At 72.3% G+C, this 16,987-nt stretch carries 12 protein-coding genes; 3 read left to right on the top strand and 9 right to left on the bottom strand.

What is annotated here, in order from left to right; translation table 11 throughout:
* Positions 1–190 precede the first annotated feature (190 nt).
* From AC07A4_RS14405 to AC07A4_RS14385, 5 genes are all read right to left on the bottom strand, one after another.
* Positions 191–1,081, bottom strand: coding sequence for a FadR/GntR family transcriptional regulator (locus tag AC07A4_RS14405; protein WP_478597615.1), 891 nt, complete (start codon positions 1,079–1,081; stop codon positions 191–193).
* Positions 1,082–1,244: 163 nt separating this feature from the next.
* Positions 1,245–3,254 (bottom strand): ABC transporter ATP-binding protein, encoded by a 2,010-nt coding sequence (locus AC07A4_RS14400; RefSeq protein WP_478597613.1) that lies wholly within the window; start codon positions 3,252–3,254, stop codon positions 1,245–1,247.
* A 187-nt stretch (positions 3,255–3,441) separates the two neighbouring features.
* The gene (locus tag AC07A4_RS14395) at positions 3,442–4,203 is read right to left on the bottom strand and encodes an NUDIX hydrolase (protein ID WP_478597610.1); all 762 of its coding nucleotides are present in this window, start codon (positions 4,201–4,203) and stop codon (positions 3,442–3,444) included.
* Positions 4,204–4,322: 119 nt separating this feature from the next.
* A complete protein-coding gene (locus AC07A4_RS14390) occupies positions 4,323–6,416 on the bottom strand; it encodes a glycogen debranching N-terminal domain-containing protein (protein ID WP_478597607.1) in 2,094 nt (697 codons plus the stop codon).
* A 216-nt stretch (positions 6,417–6,632) separates the two neighbouring features.
* Complete coding sequence (locus tag AC07A4_RS14385; RefSeq protein ID WP_478597605.1) at positions 6,633–8,249, bottom strand: DUF4192 domain-containing protein; 1,617 nt, start codon at positions 8,247–8,249, stop codon at positions 6,633–6,635.
* Positions 8,250–8,382: 133 nt separating this feature from the next.
* Here AC07A4_RS14385 and AC07A4_RS14380 point away from each other — a divergent pair, with 133 nt between their 5' ends.
* The gene (locus AC07A4_RS14380) at positions 8,383–10,572 is read left to right on the top strand and encodes a RecQ family ATP-dependent DNA helicase (protein ID WP_478597602.1); all 2,190 of its coding nucleotides are present in this window, start codon (positions 8,383–8,385) and stop codon (positions 10,570–10,572) included.
* Positions 10,573–10,792: 220 nt separating this feature from the next.
* Positions 10,793–11,449: a hypothetical protein gene (locus tag AC07A4_RS14375; RefSeq protein ID WP_478597600.1), complete on the top strand. Its 657-nt coding sequence runs from the start codon at positions 10,793–10,795 to the stop codon at positions 11,447–11,449.
* 428 nt (positions 11,450–11,877) lie between these two features.
* Here AC07A4_RS14375 and AC07A4_RS14370 read toward each other — a convergent pair whose 3' ends face one another.
* The 3 genes from AC07A4_RS14370 to AC07A4_RS14360 all read right to left on the bottom strand — a co-directional run bounded on the left by AC07A4_RS14370 (position 11,878) and on the right by AC07A4_RS14360 (position 14,250).
* Entirely contained in the window at positions 11,878–12,537 is a 660-nt protein-coding gene (locus AC07A4_RS14370) for a hypothetical protein (RefSeq protein ID WP_478597597.1), read from the bottom strand.
* A gap of 77 nt (positions 12,538–12,614) precedes the next feature.
* Positions 12,615–13,316, bottom strand: coding sequence for a ribonuclease HII (locus AC07A4_RS14365; protein WP_478597594.1), 702 nt, complete (start codon positions 13,314–13,316; stop codon positions 12,615–12,617).
* A 319-nt stretch (positions 13,317–13,635) separates the two neighbouring features.
* Positions 13,636–14,250: a TetR/AcrR family transcriptional regulator gene (locus AC07A4_RS14360; RefSeq protein ID WP_478598887.1), complete on the bottom strand. Its 615-nt coding sequence runs from the start codon at positions 14,248–14,250 to the stop codon at positions 13,636–13,638.
* A gap of 126 nt (positions 14,251–14,376) precedes the next feature.
* Here AC07A4_RS14360 and AC07A4_RS14355 point away from each other — a divergent pair, with 126 nt between their 5' ends.
* Positions 14,377–15,933 (top strand): MFS transporter, encoded by a 1,557-nt coding sequence (locus AC07A4_RS14355; protein ID WP_478597591.1) that lies wholly within the window; start codon positions 14,377–14,379, stop codon positions 15,931–15,933.
* A gap of 143 nt (positions 15,934–16,076) precedes the next feature.
* On the opposite strand, the gene AC07A4_RS14350 is transcribed toward AC07A4_RS14355, so the two are convergent.
* On the bottom strand, positions 16,077–16,985 hold the full coding sequence (locus AC07A4_RS14350; protein ID WP_478597589.1) for an ADP-ribosylglycohydrolase family protein: 909 nt from the start codon (positions 16,983–16,985) through the stop codon (positions 16,077–16,079).
* Positions 16,986–16,987 lie beyond the last annotated feature (2 nt).

Below are 16,987 nucleotides of genomic sequence, written 5' to 3'. Positions count from 1 at the left end.
GTCCCCCTCCACCCCACCACCTCCCTGGCGTGATCGCCAGGGTTTCGCGGCCTCCATGTCCGCGTCGCCGGGCTCCCGGCCCCTGGAAGGGCCCGGAAAGCCCGGCGACGGAGGAGAGGTCAGCGGAAGTCGGAGCAGCGAAACGATGCTGCGCGGCGCGCACGGCTGCGGTGCCGACGCGGCTGCGCGGTCAGTGCTCGCGAGGAGCGGGCACGACCCGCTCCACCTCCGGGTGGACGGTGAGGAGCTGGCGCATGGCGGCTTCGGCGGCGGCTCCGTCACCCGCGGCGAGGGCGTCGGCGATCCGGGCGTGGTGGGCCAGCGAAGCCTCAGTGGGGCGGTCACAGCCGGTGACGGGTCCGCCGGAGACGTGGAGCGCGGCCGAGACGATGCCGGAGAGGTGCTCCAGCATGCGGTTGCCCGCGACCTGGATGAGCAGCGCGTGGAACTCGGCGTCGGCGCGGGCGAAGGTGATCGAGTCGCCCTGGCCGAGGGCGTGCCCCATGATCTCGACCATGTCGGAGAGCCGCTGCTGCACTTCCTCGCGGCCGTGTCCGGCGGCCAGCCGGGCCGCCAGCGGCTCGATGGTCCACCGCAGCTCGCTGAGTTCGCGACGCTGGTCGTCGCGCTGCGGTCCGAACGCCCGCCACTCGATGATGTCCGGGTCGAGCAGGTTCCAGTCGCTGACCGGGCGCACGCGGGTGCCGACGTTGGGGCGAGCGCTGACGAGGCCCTTGGCCTCGAGCACGCGCAGCGATTCGCGGACGACGGTGCGGGAGACCTCGAACCGCTGGCCGATCTCCTCGGGGACGAGCGGCCGGTCGGCGCCGAGGTCCCCGGAAACGATCATCTGGCCCAGCTGCTGGACGAGTTGGCCGTGCAGTCCGCGGCCGCGGTTGCCCGCCGCCCGTCGGCCTACGCGGCCCAGGTCCTGGTCGGCGCCGTCCCAGGCGGGTGCCACTACGCGGTCGGCGCCGTGGGTCTCCGCGTAGGGGTAGCGGTCGAGGTCGCCCGTCGGACCGGCGAGGCCGGCGTCTGCGGTACGGGCGGTGGTCATCATGGTGTGCGCAAGGGTACTCACGGATTCAGTTGTCGGCCTGGCCCTCAAGTCCCTTGAGGTCTTTGGTGAAAAGCACACGAAAGGGTGATCGCTTACCTCGCTGCAATTGACGCCTTATCGGAAAGAAGTGGCTGCTCCGCGAAGACTTGCGCACAGCTCGGGCCCCAAAGGCGCCAGAAGGCCGTCAGCGGACCCTGCCCCGCATCCCCGTCAGCACATACGCGCAGAGCAGCACAGTGAGCGACAACATCAGCGCGCTACCTACGGGTTGGGCGATCACCCGGAGCGCTCCGGCCAGATACCGCTCGGCCCCGAACGGCCAATCGACCAGCGCGAGCTCACGCAGCCGCCCCGGAAACCCGGCCGCCGATCGCACAGACGGGCCCTCCAGCGCCTTTTGTACGAGCGGTACGACGACGATCGGCACCGCCAGCACGGCCGCGAGCCCAGCGGGGGTGGACCGGAAGACTCCAGCCGCCAGGACGCCGGCCCACGCGCAGCCGATCATGAGGGCGATCCAACTCGCGCTCGCCGAAAGCCAGTCCGGGGGAACTTCCGCGAGCTCGTATCCGTATACCAGGTGGAGCAGCGCGGCGTCGCACCCCACGGTGAGCCCGGCCAGCAGCAGTGCGGTGACGGCGGCGACAGCGAGCTTCGCGGTGAGCAGGCCGAGGCGACGGGGCACGGTCCCGCGGTCCGCCGCCAGAGCGGGGTGGCGGAACTCCTCGCCGAAGGCCAGCGCGCCGAGCAGCCCGGCGCCGAGGGCAGCGGGCGGCAAGGGCAACTCCTCGGGCCAGGCCGCCAGCAGGTAGACCTGCGGCGTGTGGCCGGTTCGGGCGAGGAACAGACACAGAAGCGCGGAGACGGCGAGGACGGCGGCCGTCGTGAGGTATCCCGCACCGACACCGACCGCGCGGCGCACCTCATAGCGCAGGGGGCGCAGCGGGTTCGGGGCCGCGCGGAGGGCGATGGGAGGGGGCAGGGGCGACAGGGGAGCCGCCGCATGAGCGGGTGCGGACGCGGCTGCGCGGTCCGGCGCACCCAGGGCGGAGGCCGTCACGGGCGGGCGCTCCGACGGCTCCTCGCGGCCAGCGTCTGCCACCGGTGCGTCACGCGTCGCCTCTGACGGGCTTCCGGCCGCCGTGTCAGCCTCACCAGCTGTCCCGCCAAGCCCCGTGGTGGACGTGCCCGGCTTGGGAGGCTCGCTCGAGACCGAGTCGTCCCCTCGCGCCGACGCGCCATGTGGGGCCGACACGGGTCCAGGCCCACGGCCCTCCTCCCGCCTCGGTTCGGGCTCCCGGGTCTCATCGGTCAGGGAGGGGCCCGCGTCCCCGACCTCATCAGCGAGTTGATGGACGAGGATGCCGTGCCGGAACGCGGTCTCCCCCACCTCTCCGCACGTGCTCCCGTACACCGACAGCCTGCTGCCGTCCTCCCGCACCACCTCCACGGACCGCCGGTGCGAGCGGGCCTCCTTGGCCAGCAGAGCGGCGAGGCGCGCCGCGTGCGGGCTGCGGACGGCGACGCGCGGCCTGAGCCGGGTGCGGGCGAACTCCGCCGCGCCCTGATCGGCGACCAGTCGCCCCGCGTCCAGCGTGACCACCCTGTCGGCGACCCTCGCGGCCTCCTTGGCGTCGTCCGTGGTGAACAGGACGGTCCCGCCCCGTGTGGCATGGTCGCGCAGGACGCCGTGCAGCCACTCGCCCTCCCGGACCGAAAGCCCGTCGACGGGTCCGTCCAGAACGAGCGTGTGCGGGTCCGCGAGCAACGCGCAGCCGAGCCCGAGGCGACGGTCCATGCCGCGCGAGAGCGTGCCGAGGCGCTGGTCGCGCAGGCTGACGAGCCCGACAGCCTCAAGCACGACATCGGCGCGCGCGACGGGCGCGCCGACGGCGGCGCACAGCATGCGCAGGTGCCCCCGGACCGAACGGGCCGGGTGGCCGGGCACCTCGCCGAGCAGGACGCCCACTTCGCGCGAGGGATGGGCGATGCGGTGCAGCGGGCGCCCCCTGAAATAGGCGACGCCGCGCCCCTGTTGGAGTTCGAGCGCCAGCCTGAGCGTCGTTGTCTTGCCCGCACCATGAGCACCGAGGAGGGCGGTGACCTGTCCCGTCCGCGCCGCGAAGGACACATCGTCGACGGCGGGCGGGAGGTCCTTGCGGGGGTTGCTGGTCAGTCCGATGGCCTGGATCATCGCTTCTCTCGCAGCAGGTGCGACCGCGCGGCGGCCGGGGCGAGTCCGCCGGATCGGGGACGGACGAACCCCGTGGGTACCGCAGCAAGATAACGCGACATTTCCGGCTTTTCACCGAGGATGCGCGCCGCGCGCGTCAGCCGCGGCCTTGTTCCGGCAGGCGAGAAGCGGTGATCCAGACTCGGGATCAGGCGTCGGGTCTCAGCATCGGAGGGTTGAGGAGCGTCGCGCCCCCGGCCCGGAAGAGCTGAGCCGGGCGGCCGCCCTGGCGGGTCGTCGTGCCGCCCGTGGGCACGAGGAAGCCTGGGGTGCCCGTCACCTTGCGATGGAAGTTGCGCGGGTCGAGGGCGACGCCCCAGACGGCCTCGTACACGCGACGCAGCTCACCGACCGTGAACTCCGGCGGGCAGAACGCCGTGGCCAGTGACGAGTATTCGATCTTCGAGCGCGCGCGTTCCACGCCGTCCGAGAGGATCTGCGCGTGGTCGAACGCGAGCGGCGCGGCCTGCTCTCCCTCGCGGCCGTACCCGCCTTGGTGGAGCAGGGCCTCGACCGGGGCCCAGCGCGCGCTGTGCGCGTCGCCGCCCGCCCGGGGCGCCGGCAGATCCGGTGCGAGCGCCAGGTGGGCGACGCTGACGACGCGCATCCTGGGATCGCGCTTCGGGTCGCCGTAGGTCGCCAGTTGCTCAAGGTGTGCGCCATTGGCCTGGACCGGGCTGTCCGGGTCGTGTGCGCAGAGCCCCGTCTCCTCCGCCAGCTCGCGCGCTGCCGCCGCCGACAGGTCCTCATCCGCTCGCACGAACCCACCGGGCAGCGCCCAACGTCCCTGGAACGGCGGCTCACCACGGCGCACGGCCAGCGCGCACAGGGCGTGGCGGCGCACGGTCAGCACGACCAGATCGACGGTGACAGCGAAGGGCGGGAAGGCCGACGGGTCGTAGGGCGACATGCCGCGATCATAGTCGTCTGCCTGACGATAAACACCTCCTACGCCATCTGGTTCCAGCCCCGATCCCCAGGAGCCTCCCGTACGGCCCGTCACTGTCCGTACACCCGCGCTCAGCGACATCACACCCCCAACTGCAGCCCGTCGGCCGCTTCCTCGACCATGGCCAGGCCGAGCCGACTGACACGCACCGAGAACGGAGCGCCCGACACCCGCAGAGCCGTCAGCCCGAGCTCGCCCAAGGGGGCGCTACGGACCGGCCGCAGCGTCACCGTGCCCGTTGGCGCGTCCGGACGAATACCGGCGAGCACCGTCAAAAGGTGGACTCCGGCCGCCGCGCTGACAGCCGCGGGGCGGCAGGCCGCGGGATGGGGCAGCGGCACGCCGTCCGCCACCCGCTGCTCACCGCCGTACATCTCCGGCAGCCTGAACCCGAACACCGCCGCGGCGTCGAGCACTCCTCGCAGCAGGGACCCGGCCTCCTTCTCGTATCCCGCCGCGGCCAGGCCCGCGACGGCGACGGCCGTCTCGTGCACACGCACCGCTCCGCCACGGTGCCCGAAGGGGTTGTACGCCGCCTCCTTCGCGCCCAGGCTGCGCAGGCCCCAGCCCGAGTCCATGGCCGGTCCTCCCAGCAGCCTCGCGACCTGCTCGGTCTGCACCTTGTCGAGCAAGCCCGGGGCAAGCTCGCCTGAGCCGAGCAGACCGGTGTCCAGTAGGTGGGCCGCGCCCCCGGTCAGGTGCGCCAAGGGCCGCCCATCGATGTGGAGCGCCGTGGCGGGCCTGCCACCCGTACGGTCCGGCACCCAGAACCGCTCCCGGAAACGGGCTCGCAACCGTTCCGCCCACTGCCGCAGGTCCGCGCCGCCCGGGCGTCCGTGCGCGTCGAGCAGGTCGGCGCCCAGCAGGGCTGCCCGGTGCGCGTGGGCCTGTGTCTCGCAGCGGACAGGACCGGAGGAAGGGGCGTCGGGATGGGTGTCCCGCACGAACCCCCCGCTCGTCGCGGCGCCGAGGAGCCAGCTCAGGCATCGCTCCGCCGGGGGCAGCAGCTCCGTCACGTCGGCCTGCGGCATGCCCCAGCGCCAGGCCTCGGCCAGGAGGGCCGGGAACAGGAGGGTGGCCTCGACTCCCGTGCAGCCGGGTGGAAGGTGGGGGCCTGTGTCCCTCATCGGCCCCGGGATCATGCCTGCCCGTGGCCCGGGGGCGGTGAGCTGGTCGCGGGCCAGGGCACGCAGCGTGCCCTCCGCGAGCCGGGTGCCGAGCGGCAGCGTCATCCGGGCCGCCGTGAGGGCCTCCGCGGGCGCGCGGCCGCAGCGCCAGGGCGCGCCAGCCGCCACGTACACATCCGCGGGGTGGGCGGGGTCGCGCAGCAGCAGGGCTCGCAGGTCCGCCATCGAGGTGTCCAGCAGGCGCTGGACGGCGGGGTCGTCTCCCGTCGCCTGGGCGGCGGACAGCGGGCTGGCCACGCCCTGGCCGACCGCTCTCAGAGGGCCCGCGCCGTGCGGGCGCACCCGCAGTTCCACGCTCTGGCTGCCTCCCGGCGGCAGGTGCACTTCCCAGCGCAGCAGCCCCGCCGATGCCAGCGCGTCTTTCGGTGCCGGGACGGCCGTGACCACGCAGTGGCCCTGGCCTGAGGACCAGCGCATGCCGGAGTCGTGGACGCTGGCGGGCAGTTCGGGACCGGCACGGCCGGACGCGACCGCGCCGAGCTCCGCGAGGTCCGTCCCCAGTGACACCTCGACCGGCAGCCTCAGGGGTCGGCTGGCGGAGCTGTGCAGGGTGATCCTCTCCGTGCCGTCGGCGTGCCGGGTCCGCTCGACGACGATGTCCGGGTCCGGGCCTCCGTCCGCTGAGGGGAGGAGCGTCGCCACGAAGCGGGCGCTGTCCGCCGACAGCATCCGCGCCTGTACCGCGACCGGCTCCCGACCGGCCACGCGGACCTGGCAGCGGGACAGCATCCGTCGGCCCGCGCGATAGAACCCTTCCAGCCCACGGCCGTTCAGCTGCCCCTGGTCCGTGGAGACCGCGAGCGCGGGCAGAGCGACGCAGACCAGTGCGTCGTGCACGGGTGGCAGTGCGGTGGGACGTGGCGTCCCGGGTGCTGGGCCGGTGGGCGGGCGTCGGGGAACCGGTGCGGGTGCCCGGAAGCCGTGCGGCTCCGTGCCGTCGGCCCTCTCGGGCCTGGGGGAGACAGGATGCGAGGCGGGAACGGACATGGGACAGCCACTTCTGCGTTCTCTGCGCTACGGAGACTCGGTCGCGGAACAGCGGCACGGCCCGGACGCGGGTACCGCCACTCAGGTGAACGGTGTGGGGGCGCTCCAAGTCACGCATGTGTTCCAAGAAGCCGCCCATCCGGCCGCGTGATCGCGCGGCGACCAGCGCCCCACGCGCCAGCACGGACCACTTCGGGCGTTGCCCGGCGGGCCGAGTCACCTGCTGTTCCTCGTGCCGCGCCGGGTCGTGCGCTGTCGGTTCCGCGGCCCCGTGCCCGCGCTCTCGCCGCCGCGCGAGCCGGGGCCGGAGGCACGGGAAGGGCGGCGGCGACCGCGAGGTGCGGCCCTGACGCCCGCGCTGGGGACCGCGTGGTCCACAGCGTCGGCGCGGTTCAGGGTGTCCGGGCACTCCGGGGTGTCCGCACAGTGCGGGGTGTCCGGGTGATCCGGGTGATCCATGGGGTCGGGGTGACCCGAGGGCGGGGAGTCCAGGGCGCCCGTGGGCTCGGGCGAGATTCCGGGAGGCCTGGTTTCCGGTGATCCAGGGAGTTCCCAGGACTCAGTGTCGCCCGACGGTTGCGAGTGATCAGGGCTCGTCTGCGCCGCCATCGCGGCCCGCTCTGAGCGCTCGCCCCGCTCGGAGGACCAGACCCGTTCGGAGGGCTCGACCCGCTCGGAGGTTTCCGAGTACCCGCCCCGCTCGAAGCGCTCGCCTCGCAGAATGCGCCGGATCGGTTCCGGATCCCCGTCCATGCTGCACACCGGGTGGAGGAGCAGGGCGAAGGCATAGTGCGGGTCGGCGATCAGTGCCATGGTCAGGGCTTCCTGTCCCTCGGCGAGATCACCGAGGGACCAGGCGACCCACCCCGCGAGTGTCAGTGGCGCGGCCGCGTGCTGCCCGAACTCTCCGACGCAGCGCCGTGCCAGCGCGCGCCACAGCCTGAGCGCCGGGGCCGCCTCCTCGCCTTCCATCCACTCCGCCGCGCGATCGCGTGTGGTGCGGTCCTGGAGTCCGAGGATCAACGCGGCGGCTTCGTCGACGCGGATCAGTTCGTCGTCCTGGGCGTCCGCTTCACGCGTGTCCGCGAGGGGGGCCGCGGCCGCGAGGCGCTCCATCACGCGTCGGGCCAAGCTGAGCGTCTCGGAGGCGACTTCGGCCTGGCCGCCCTCCCCGAGGAACCTGGGCACGAGTACACAGGCCGTGTGGTGCAGAGCTCGCGCCTGATCGGCCGCGGCCGCGGTCCGCCAGGGCGTGAGGCGAGTCCTGATCCGCCCCTGTCCCGGCCCGACCTGGAAGCCCGCGTAGGCGGTGGCCGCGGCCAGCACGGAGGTGCCCGCGGGGAGCAGGGGGACGCCTTCCGGCGGGCAGCAGCGCTGGTCCGGGCAGCAGTACGTCCAGAAACGGCCGTCGGAGACGCACACCACTTCCAGTACCGGGACGTCCAGGCTGCCGCACTCCGTGCGCAGCGCCTGGGCCAGCGGCCTGAGACGCTCCATGACCTGGCGCCCGGAAGTGTCCCCCGCGAACACGTCCGGCTCCTGGCAGAGGAAGGCGACTGCTCCGTCGGGCCGGGCCTCACGCCGCTCGCCGCCGCTCACGAGGCATTGGGCCAGCTGCTCGGCGACTGGCGGCCAATCCTCCGCGCGCTGCGGCACTCCGAGTCGGACCCGCCCACCGAAGCGGCCGCGCGGGCCGTGCAGGGCGATGAGGACGACGCTGTTCTCGGGCTTGAAGCCAAGCAAGTACGGCAAGGCGTCGGCCAGTTCGGCGGGCGTGCGGAGGGTGACCACGGTCTCGTCGATCGAGTCGGCTGGTTCGCTGCGATTCGTCATGCGCCGACTCTGCACCGGAATGACACGCTCCGGTTGAGCCTGTGGATAACCCTGACCAGGGACACGCCAAGACTTATCCACAATCCGGCGGTCGAGTTCGCCGGATGTCAGACCCATCGGGTTGCATGGAGTCATGAGCAACGAAGAGCTGCGCACGGCGGCCGACGCCATTCTCGCCCGCCTCGTCGGCGGCGCCTCCCCCACCTCCGACGGGTCCCCGCCGCCGGACGGCCCTCGCCTGCGCGAAGACCAGTGGCGGGCGATCGAGGCCCTGGTCGCCGACAAGCGGCGCGCGCTCGTCGTGCAGCGCACGGGATGGGGCAAGTCGGCGGTGTATTTCGTCGCGACGGCCCTGCTGCGGCAGCGAGGCGGCGGCCCGACAGTGATCGTCTCGCCGCTGCTCGCACTGATGCGGAACCAGGTGGAGTCGGCGGCACGGGCCGGCATCCGCGCCCGCACGATCAACTCGTCCAACACCGAGGAGTGGGACACCATCCAGGCCGAGGTGGCCGCGGGTGACGTGGACGTGCTGCTGGTCAGCCCGGAGCGGCTCAACAACCCGGACTTCCGCGATCAGGTCCTGCCCAAGCTCGCAGCGGCGACCGGCCTGCTGGTCGTCGACGAGGCGCACTGCATCTCCGACTGGGGCCACGACTTCCGCCCCGACTACCGCCGACTACGGACGATGCTGGCCGACCTCCCGCCCGGCGTCCCGGTCCTTGCGACGACGGCGACGGCCAACGCCCGCGTGACCGCGGACGTCGCCGATCAGCTCGGCACCGGCGGCGGATCGGACGCCCTCGTGCTCAGGGGTCCCCTCGACCGGGAGAGCCTCAGCCTCGGTGTGCTCCAGCTCCCGAACGCGGCGCACCGTCTGGCCTGGCTGGCGGACCACGTCAACGAGCTGCCGGGTTCCGGAATCATCTACACCCTCACCGTCGCCGCCGCCGAGGAGGTCACCGCCTACCTCCGGCAGCGCGGCCACACCGTCACCTCGTACACCGGGAAGACGGAGAACGCGGACCGGCAGCAGGCCGAGGAGGATCTGCTCGCCAACCGCGTGAAGGCCCTGGTCGCGACGTCAGCTCTGGGGATGGGGTTCGACAAGCCCGACCTCGGGTTCGTCATCCACCTCGGTTCCCCGTCCTCGCCGATCGCCTACTACCAGCAGGTGGGCCGCGCGGGCCGTGGCGTCGACCACGCCGAGGTGCTGCTCCTGCCCGGCCAGGAGGACTCGGCGATCTGGAACTACTTCGCCTCGCTCGCCTTCCCGCCCGAGGAGCAGGTGCGCCGCACCTTGGACGTCCTGGCGCAGGCGGACCGCCCGCTGTCCCTGCCCGCGCTGGAGCCCCTCGTCGAGCTGCGCAGATCACGGCTGGAGACGATGCTGAAGGTCCTCGACGTCGACGGCGCGGTCCGGCGCGTCCAGGGCGGCTGGATCGCGACGGGCCAGCCCTGGACGTACGACACCGAGCGCTACGCCTGGGTCGCCAAGCAGCGCCAGGCCGAGCAGCAGGCCATGCGCGAGTACGCCACGACCACTTCCTGCCGCATGGAGTTCCTGCGGCGCCAGCTGGACGACGAGGAAGCCGCACCGTGCGGGCGCTGCGACAACTGCGGGGGCAGCCGCTTCGACGACGCCGTGTCGTCCACGGCACTGGATTCGGCGCGCGGCGAGCTCGCCCGCCCGGGAGTCGAGGTCGAGCCCCGCAAGATGTGGCCCACCGGTCTCGCCGCCGTGGGCATGACCCTCAAGGGTCGTATCCCGGCCGGGGAACAGGCCTCGCCGGGGCGGGCCCTCGGCCGACTGTCGGACATCGGCTGGGGCAACCGGCTCCGTCCGATGCTCGGGTCCCAGGCGCCGGACGGCCCGGTGCCCGACGACGTCACGAAGGCGGTGGTGGAGGTGCTGGCCGACTGGGCGAAGGGACCTGGCGGCTGGGCCCCGGGCGCTCCCGACGCCGGCCCTCGCCCCATCGGCGTGGTCACCATGCCCTCGCGTTCCAAGCCCCAGCTGATCCAGTCACTCGGTGCGCGGATCGCGGAGATCGGCCGCCTGCCGCTGCTCGGCTCACTCGAGTACGCGGCTGAGGCGGCGGACACACGAGTGCCACGGAGCAACAGCGCCCAGCGCCTGCGCGCTCTGGACGGCTCCCTGACGGTCCCGCCCGCGCTGGCTTCGGCGCTCCAGTCAGCGGCCGGACCCGTGCTCCTGGTCGACGACGCGACAGAGACCGGCTGGACGCTCGCGGTGGCCGCGCGCATGCTCCGGCGGGCTGGCGCCGAGGGGGTGTTGCCGCTGGTCCTGGCCGTGCAAGGGTGACGCCCGCATCATCGTGGGCCGCACTGGGCAGGGATATGCGAGACGTATCACCGGATACTGGTCAGCGGCTTCAATTGCTCGTTGCCGCAAGCCAGTACGACGGGAAGAATTGGCAGCGCTCCCCGCGTGGCTCCCTCGTGGTCCGGTAGGGCTGTGCCGCGGTGCGCTCCCCCAGTCCGACCCCCGCCCTGTGTAGGGGCGCGTAGCCGAAGGGAGGATCGTGACCTTCGGATTCGCTCCGTCCACATCGGCATCCACGTCGTCGGATTCCCTGACCACCGCCGCGATGCCCGATGGCAGCCCGCAGCCGACCCGCATGCTCGAGCCTTCTCAGTGGTCAGCCGCCGAGATCCCTCTGCTCCGGAATCCGCGCGAGGTCGTGAGCGGTCTGCACACCCGGCACCGACCCACACCGGCCACCGCGATCGTGGCCGTGCTCGATCCGGAGGAGCGGGTGCGGGCATCGGCCTCGTTCGCGCGTCGGGAGAGCGCGGTGGATGGCTGGGTGTTCCGCAATGCCCTGCTCGCCCAGTTGCGCCGGGTCATCCCGCATGACCTGCGGCGGCGCACCCCCGTGCGGACCGCTGTGCTCCTCTACTGCCGGGACGGGGACGCGCGTTGGACGCAGGAGGACGGGGCGTGGATGTGGGGGCTGCGGGACGCTTGTACGTTGCACGGGCTGCGGTGCGGGGCGTACATCACGCTGACCCGGGAGGGCTGGCAAGTGCTCGGCGAAGGCCGCGGAGGCCGTCGGCCAAGTGCCACGTCGTCACCCGAGGATCAGATGGGTGCGGTCGGCGCCCCGCGGGGTGAACCCCCGCAGCCTCGTACGGGCGGTGCGGCGTCGGAGATGTTACGGCGCGTGGCGGCACGGTAGGGATCGGATCAGCTCGGGTGAGGATCGACTTCCGGCCGCACCGCGCCTGGCGCATGCGGCAGCAAGGCGGCCTTACGTCGACGCCGTAGCGCGTCCGGCATGCTGACGACCGCGCCGCACCAGGCATGGCGGGGCCGGATGATCCGCACGGGCCCGAGCGAGCACACCGAGCACCGAGCACCGAGCACCGAGCACCGAGCACCGAGCACCGAGCACCGAGCACCGACAGGATCACACGGTGTGTGCGGCGTGACGCGGCCCACAGCGTGCCACACGGTGGGTGCGGTGCATGTGTCGCACGCGGCGCATGCGCCTCATGCGTCACACACCGCACCGTGCCACGGCGTCCGGTGCCGCGACCGGGCGCATCGCGCCCCCGGACCGCGGCTCCCCACCACTGTCTGCCCTGCCGGGGCCGGGCGGGAGCGTCAGACGCCCGCGCCCAGCATGGCGTTGATGTGCTGCGGATCACCGCAGACGATCAGCACGCTGCCAGCCCGGGTGAGGGCCTTCGGCAGGGCGGCTACCGCCGTCTGCTCGCTGCCGCCGTTCAGCGCCACCACGACCACGGGGCGGGTGGCGGCACGGTCCAGGGCGGCGGCGTCGGCGTAGAAGACGTCGTCACCGGCGTCGTGCTGGGCCCAGTAGGCGGCGTCGCCGAAGGACAGCTCGTGGGTGGCCCACGGGTGCGGCTCGCCCGTGGTGATCACCAGGATGTCGCCGGGGGCGCGGCCCGTGTCGAGCAGCAGGTCGACGGCTTCCTCGGCGGCGTCGATGGCGCCTTCGGCGGAAGCCGGGATCAGCTGGATCTGCGGAACCGCGGCGGCGGAGGCTTCAGGGGCAGCCGGAGCGGTCGGCTCCGGCTTGACGGCCTGGGCCTGCGGCCCGGGCTTGACGGCCGGTTCGCGCGTCGCGCGCTGCGCGGGCGGCATCGGCCGCGCGGGACCCGGACGGCCGGGTCGCGACGGAGCCGCGGGACGCGGACCGGGTACGGGGCGGGGGGTCGGCGCGGTGCGGCCATTGGCCGGAGTGACGCGGGGACCCTGGGCACTCTCGTGAATCTGAGGCTCCTCGGGAATGAGAGGCATGCGTAGTTGTCTATCAAACGCCGATGCGATGCGCGTCGGCGGGTGGCACATGAGTGCGACCGGAACTGCGGAAAACATCAAAAATCAAAGCCGAGCTGGCCCTCGATTTCCGGAACGTTTCCCTCCGCCCAGCTGCGGGCTTTCTTGAGGTGCCGCCACTGGGGCAGCGCATCAAGATACGCCCACGAAAGCCGGTGGTACGGAGTGGGCCCCCGTTCCGCCAGCGCGGCCTTGTGCACCGGTGACGGATAGCCGGCGTTGGCCGCAAAACCGAAGTCTGCATGTTCGATGCCCAGTTCGGCCATCATTTTGTCGCGCTGAACCTTGGCGATCACCGACGCCGCGGCGACGGCCACACAGGACTGGTCGCCCTTGATCACCGTACGGACCCGCCACGGGGACCCGAGGTAGTCGTGCTTCCCGTCGAGAATGACCGCTTCCGGTCGGACCGGCAGCGCTTCCAGGGCGCGCACCGCGGCGAGCCGCAGGGCGGCCGTCATCCCCAGGTCGTCGATCTCCTCGGGGGACGCGTGCCCCAGCGCGTGGGACGTGACCCAGCCCAGCAGCTCCTCGGCGAGTTCCGTCCGCCGCTTGGGGCTGATCAGCTTGGAGTCAGTGAGCCCGGCTGGCGGCCTGCGCAGTCCCGTGACCGCCGCGCAGACGGTGACCGGGCCCGCCCACGCTCCGCGTCCGACTTCGTCGACACCGGCGACGATCTTCGCTCCGGTGGTGGCGCGCAAGGAGCGCTCGACGGTGTGGGTGGGTGCTTCGTACGGCATGGCGCCTGACAGCGTACGCCGCCGATGACCACTCGCGACACCCCGGTTCGCCGAGCGCCGGGCGGGTTCGCGCCAAAGTGCCCCACGCCCGCGCGACGGGCCCGTCCGGGGCGGCCGCGCGCGCCCGCGCCCCCGTCCGCGCGGCTCACGCCTGGCACCTGCGCGCCGTGGCGAGCCGCGACCCCGCCCAGCTCGCCACGGCGCACAGGCGGCGCGGCCCAGTGCGCGAGGCAGGCTCACGGACTTACACCGGGCTCACGGGCTCAAGCCGGACCCGCGGACTCATGGCGTACGAGCGATGACACCGGGCTCGGCGGACCTACGGGCGCAGCAGCGGGACCATGACCTGGTCGATGAGGTCGGTGAATTCCTCGTCGGACCATTCGCTCCCGCACACCTTGGTGCGATACATCATCATGGCCGGAATCACATCGCAGACGTATGCGCCCATCGCCCCGGAACGGACCTCTCCGCGCTCGATTCCACGGCGCAGGACCTGTCGGATGAGTTCCACACTGGGCTCGATGACCCCTTCGACGATCACTCCATGAAAGCGCTCGGCGGCCGCCGTGTCGCATTCGTGAAGCACCGCCCGCAAAGCGTGGCCGGGGCGCGAGGTCATCGCCGTGCGCATCTGGCGGCACAGTTGCAGGAGGTCCTCCCGGACGCCGCCGCAGTCCGGCACCTCGTCGAGCTTGGGTAGTCCGACTTGCAGGGCCTGAACGACGAGGTCCTCCTTGGACGGCCAGCGGCGGTACACCGCCGCCTTGCCGGTCTGCGCGCCCGCAGCCACACCCTCCATCGTCAGACCGCTCCAGCCGACCGTGCTGAGCTGCTCCAGCGCGGATTCGAGGATCGCGCGCTCCAGCACGGGACCTCGACGGCGCGAGGAGACCGCCTGAGCGGAAGCGGTCTTCCAGCGCGAAGTAACCATCTGCATCTCTCCGTTGAGCATCAAGGCAGCCCTCAGTGAACGGTTGCGTTCACTGTCCGGGGTTCACTACCGTGGGACGCGACAGTGAACGGATGCGTTCACTAACGCACTTGTGGGGGATCCATAGTGACAACCTCTCAGTTAGCGCAAGATCAAAAGCCCGGCGCCGCCCGCCGGGAAGGACGCCCCGGCGTGGCCCTCACCATCATCGCCGCCTGCCAACTCATGGTGGTACTGGACGCGACGATTGTGAACATCGCGCTTCCGCACATTCAGGACGCGCTCAACTTCTCGACAACAGACCTCACTTGGGTCGTCAGCGCCTACACCCTCACCTTTGGTGGCCTGCTGCTTCTCGGCGGGCGCGCGGGGGACATCCTGGGGCGGCGCCGGGTCTTCATGGCGGGCATCCTGCTGTTCACGCTCGCCTCGCTCCTCGGCGGGTTCGCGCAGGAACCCTGGCAGTTGCTGGCCGCGCGCGCCCTTCAGGGTGTCGGCGGCGCGATCGCGTCGCCCACGTCGCTGGCACTGATCACGACGACGTTCCCCGAGGGCCCGGAGCGAAACCGCGCGTTCGGTGTGTTCGCGGCCGTCTCCGCGGGCGGCGGCGCCATCGGCCTCCTGGCGGGCGGCATGCTCACGGAGTGGCTCGACTGGCGCTGGGTGCTGTTCGTGAACGTCCCCATCGGCGTCCTGATCGCCTTCCTGACCCCCCTGTACATCAGCGAGTCCGAGCGCCATCCGGGCCGCTTCGACTTCGTGGGTGCCCTGACCTCGACGGCCGGTATGGCCGCGCTGGTCTACGGGTTCATCAGGGCATCGGAGGACGGCTGGCGGGACGGGCTCACGCTGGCTTCGTTCGGCGCGTCCGTCGTCCTGCTGATCGCGTTCGTCCTCATCGAGAGCCGGGCCAAGGAACCCATCACTCCGCTCAGGATGTTCGCCGACCGCAACCGGTCAGGCACCTACCTGATCATGCTGAGCCTGGCTGCGGCGATGTTCGGCATGTTCTTTTTCATCGTGCTCTTCGTCCAGAACGTCCTGGACTACACCCCCATCGAGGCGGGCCTCGCGTTCCTGCCTGTCACGGTCGCGATCGTGATCGGCGCAGGGCTCTCACAGCGGCTGCTGCCGGTCCTCGGGCCCAAGCCCTTCATGGTGACGGGCTCGACGATCGTCGCTCTGGGGCTCGGCTGGCAGACCTTCATCACTCCGGACAGCTCGTACGCCAGTGGGGTGCTCGGTCCGATGCTGCTGTTCGGCTTCGGCATGGGGCTGAACTTCGTGACGCTGACCCTGACCGCGGTGTCCGGCGTCGCGGTCCACGAGGCCGGTGCCGCCTCCGGCCTGCTCAACGCTACGCAGCAGGTGGGTGGCTCCCTCGGTCTTTCCATCCTGACCACCGTCTTCGGCACGGCGAGCCGGGACGAGGCCAAGGATCAGCTGCCGGACTTCATGGCGAAGGCCTCACCGGAGCAGAAGGCCGCGTTCACCAAGTCCCACGAGCTCCCGGCACCCTGGGGTCACGAGGTGCTGTCCAAAGGCATCTCCACGGCCTTCCTCCCCGCCGTCGGCATGGCTGTGCTCGCCCTGCTGACCGCGTTGGTGGTCATCCGCGTACGCAAGAGCGACCTGGACGCGCTGGCGGGTACGGCGAGCGCCGCGGGCCCCTCGGCGGGCTGACAGGGACCGTGTGTGCCGGGCCGCCACCCGCGACAGCGAGACCGACCCGGCACACCTCAGGGGCTCGGCGCGGCAACCAGGCCCAGCACCACGGCCAGGCCCCCGCCTCCGACCGGTCGCACGCTACCGACCGGCCGCACGCGTCAGACAGACGCGACCGGCACCCACTCGGGCAGCGCTTCCGTGCGCTCCAGCCAGCTCGCGGGCGGCGCCCCGGTGGCGGTGGCCGCGACGACTCCCCCGACGATCGCGCAGGTGGTGTCCACGTCACCGCCGACGCCCACGGTCGTCCAGAACCCCCGCTCGTAGTCGCCGAGCGCGCGAGCGGCCGACCAGAGCGCGAAGGGCACCGTGTCATGCGCGGTCGTACGGCGACCGCAGCCCAGGACGGCGGCGACCGTCCCCGCGTCGTCGTAGTCCAGCATGTCCCGGGCCCGCCGCAGCCCCGCACCCACGGCGCTGCGCGGCACCAGCGCGATGACGCCGTCAAGGAGCGCCTTGGAGGTCGGCGGGCCCGCGGGGTCCGCCGCCAGTGCCGACGCGGCGGCGACCGCCATCGCACCGACCACGGCCTCCCGGTGCTGATGCGTCGGGTAGGCGGAGATCTCCGCCTGATGGGTGGCCTGCTCGGGGTCGTCGGCGTACCAGGCGCCGAGCGGCGCGATCCGCATGGAGGCGCCGTTGCCCCAGGACCCCTGCCCCTTGAACAGGGCCGAGGCGAGCTCCCGCCAGTCCCCGCCGCCGCGGACCTGCTCCAGGAGGCGGTTCACGGCCGGGCCGTACCCCCGGTCGGCGTTCTGGCGCTCGGCGAAGGACCAGGCGAGCGCGTCCTGGTCGATCCTGCCGTGAGCGGCGAGGACCGCCAGCACGGAGCAGGCCATCTCGGTGTCGTCGCTCCACGGCCAGGGACCGTCCGGCAGCTCGCGCCGCTTGAGCAGGGGGTAGCGCGCGGGCGGGAAGAACTGGGAGCCCAGCGCGTCTCCCACCGCCAGTCCGCGCAGGCTGGCCAGGGCGCGGCCCAGGCGCCGGTCGGGAGAGAGGTCAGCGGTCATCG

Source organism: Streptomyces sp. NPDC043996 (assembly GCF_056435225.1).
The sequence above is the reverse complement of the archived record's forward strand: the minus strand, read 5'-3'. Positions and strand labels throughout refer to the sequence as shown.

What these genes read in the sequence shown, in the direction of transcription:
- AC07A4_RS14380 (WP_478597602.1), top strand. Translation starts at nt 8,383, where the DNA reads ATGAGCAACGAAGAGCTGCGCACGGCGGCCGACGCCATTCTCGCCCGC.
- AC07A4_RS14360 (WP_478598887.1), bottom strand. Translation starts at nt 14,250, where the DNA reads ATGGTTACTTCGCGCTGGAAGACCGCTTCCGCTCAGGCGGTCTCCTCG.
- AC07A4_RS14400 (WP_478597613.1), bottom strand. Translation starts at nt 3,254, where the DNA reads ATGATCCAGGCCATCGGACTGACCAGCAACCCCCGCAAGGACCTCCCG.
- AC07A4_RS14385 (WP_478597605.1), bottom strand. Translation starts at nt 8,249, where the DNA reads ATGACGAATCGCAGCGAACCAGCCGACTCGATCGACGAGACCGTGGTC.
- AC07A4_RS14365 (WP_478597594.1), bottom strand. Translation starts at nt 13,316, where the DNA reads ATGCCGTACGAAGCACCCACCCACACCGTCGAGCGCTCCTTGCGCGCC.
- AC07A4_RS14350 (WP_478597589.1), bottom strand. Translation starts at nt 16,985, where the DNA reads ATGACCGCTGACCTCTCTCCCGACCGGCGCCTGGGCCGCGCCCTGGCC.
- AC07A4_RS14390 (WP_478597607.1), bottom strand. Translation starts at nt 6,416, where the DNA reads ATGTCCGTTCCCGCCTCGCATCCTGTCTCCCCCAGGCCCGAGAGGGCC.
- AC07A4_RS14370 (WP_478597597.1), bottom strand. Translation starts at nt 12,537, where the DNA reads ATGCCTCTCATTCCCGAGGAGCCTCAGATTCACGAGAGTGCCCAGGGT.
- AC07A4_RS14395 (WP_478597610.1), bottom strand. Translation starts at nt 4,203, where the DNA reads ATGTCGCCCTACGACCCGTCGGCCTTCCCGCCCTTCGCTGTCACCGTC.